Below are 2,017 nucleotides of genomic sequence, written 5' to 3'. Positions count from 1 at the left end.
CGCCCCCACCCGCCGCCGCCGCCCCGCTCCTCCGCCTCGCGCGCCGCCGCAGCGAGCCCAGTGCGCGGCCGCGCTCCTCCGGCTCGCGCGCCGCCGCAGCGAGTCCAGTGCGCGGCCGCGCTCCTCCGCCTCGCGCGCCGCCGCAGCGAGTCCAGTGCGCTGCCGCGCTTCTCCGGCTCGCGCGTCGTCGTCGCGAGTCCAGTGCGCGGCCGGGCCCTCCCGGGCTCACGCGTGGTCGTAGCCGTGGGCTTCCAGGTAGCGGCGTAGGCGGTCGAGGGCTCTGCGGCGCGTCGGGCCGACGCTGCCGATCGCTATGCCCAGCTCGGCGGCTATATCGGCGTGTGTGGCTGGCGGGTCTTGCATCAGGAGTTCCACCAGGCGCCTCTGGGCGGCCGGCAGCTGGGCCACCGCCCGGTGTAGCAGGGCGTCCCGCTCACTGGCCAGTACTTGGCGTTCCGGGGTGAGCTCGTCGGGCCGGTCGCACTCCGCTGGGATCTCCCGCCGCCGCGACTCCAGCACCCTCAGCGCCTGCCGGCGGGCCGTCGTCGCCAGCCAGGCGGGTAGGCGGGCCGGCTCCCGGAGCTCCCGCAGCTGCGCCAGCGACACCCACGTGTTCTGGCAGACGTCGAACGCGTCGGCGTCGCCGAGCCGGTGCGCCCGCGCCACGCGCAGCACCACCACCGACAACCCGCGCACCAACGCGGACCACGCGCCCTGGTCGCCACGCCACGCCCGGGCCAGCAACTCGATCAGTTCGATTTCGGTCATTGCACCCCTCGCGATCACCGGTCCCGACTCAGATGGCCCGGCCTGCGCGGAAGCTCCCGAAAACCGCTGGTAGGCGAGAAGTTGAGTAAAAGTACGCACACGTTGCGTGATCAACTAACGAACAGACACACGGAAGGCGGAACCAGGGTTCCGCCGTACGGGGCTGGATCGATCGCTTTCGAGGTGAAACACTCGCCACCGGCAGGAGAAATCAGGCTGGGATCAGCACACCTGATGACCAGGCCGGAACAAACTTTCCGTAGTCGTTCGTGGACGGTGGTGGTGGCGATGCGCGACGCGATCAGCGCGCGCCACTCCGCGCGAACACTTCCGGTCGAACTCAAGCTGCTGCTCGCGGGCGGATTCGTGCTCGCGGGCTGGCTGCTCACCGCGGTCCTCGGCGCGCCATCGGCCGCCGCCGACGAGGCGCCGTCCGAACCGGACACCGTCACCACGCAAGAGCAGCCGAACCTCCTCGGCACGGTGACCGGACTCGTCGACGTCGTCACCGACACGGTGAACACCACACTTTCGACCGTCACCGACACGGCGGAATCGGCACTGACGACCGTCACCGAAACGGCTGACCAAGCGACGCAGCCGATCACCGGAATCGTCGACGAGACCGTTCAGACGATCACCCCGAAGGCACCCGAGCGGTCCGAACCGGCCGACACCGGAACCGTGGACAGCGAGCCGGCCGTCACCGAACCGGCGCCCGCGCCCCCGGCTCCCGCCGAACCTCCCGCGCAGCCTCCCGCCGAGCCGGCCCCCGCGCCCGTGCACGCGGTCACGCACCACGCGCCCGCCGTCAAGCACGCGACAGCGCCGGCGCAGCACCAAGACATCCCGGACCCGGTGCGCGCGGACAACGCCCCGCCGGCTCCGGCACCCACCGACCCGGGTGATCCCGGCGTCGTCATCACCGTTTCCCACGACTCCGGCAACGGCAGCCGCGACCTGCTGGCCGTCCTCGGCCCGCGTGCCTCCGCTGCCCCGGTTCAGCCGATCGTGGGAGCGCTGACCAGCGGTTTCGTGGGTATGGGCACCGTAGCGGGCCTGCCGCCCACCTCGCCCGACTGACGCGAGACCCGTTCACACAGGCGACCCGCGTCCACAACAAGATCAACTAGCGGGCCCCTCCGCAGCACACCTCTGCCGCCCGAGGGCCGAATCCCAGTCTTCCCGACCGGCCAACCGCGCCTGGCCGGATCGGGCGCTGGTCCCGGCGTCGCGATGCCCCCGCGAC

Annotated in this window: 2 protein-coding genes; one reads left to right on the top strand and one right to left on the bottom strand. The window is 72.0% G+C overall.

Features of this window, described 5'->3' with window-relative positions; translation table 11 throughout:
- Positions 1 to 225: 225 nt before the first annotated feature.
- On the bottom strand, positions 226 to 768 hold the full coding sequence (locus ABZ193_RS43540) for a sigma-70 family RNA polymerase sigma factor (protein WP_354714687.1): 543 nt from the start codon (positions 766 to 768) through the stop codon (positions 226 to 228).
- A gap of 288 nt (positions 769 to 1,056) precedes the next feature.
- Between ABZ193_RS43540 and ABZ193_RS43535 the strand changes: the two genes are divergently transcribed.
- Positions 1,057 to 1,851 (top strand): hypothetical protein, encoded by a 795-nt coding sequence (locus ABZ193_RS43535; RefSeq protein WP_235716180.1) that lies wholly within the window; start codon positions 1,057 to 1,059, stop codon positions 1,849 to 1,851.
- The last annotated feature ends 166 nt before the right edge of the window (positions 1,852 to 2,017 follow it).

This window comes from Amycolatopsis sp. NPDC006125 (genome assembly GCF_040614195.1).
GTDB lineage: Bacteria > Actinomycetota > Actinomycetes > Mycobacteriales > Pseudonocardiaceae > Amycolatopsis_E > Amycolatopsis_E tucumanensis.
This window is presented reverse-complemented; position numbering and strand designations above follow the sequence as displayed.

Coding starts and splice junctions, on each gene's coding strand:
- ABZ193_RS43535 (WP_235716180.1), top strand. CDS start 1,057: ATGCGCGACGCGATCAGCGCGCGCCACTCCGCGCGAACACTTCCGGTC.
- ABZ193_RS43540 (WP_354714687.1), bottom strand. CDS start 768: ATGACCGAAATCGAACTGATCGAGTTGCTGGCCCGGGCGTGGCGTGGC.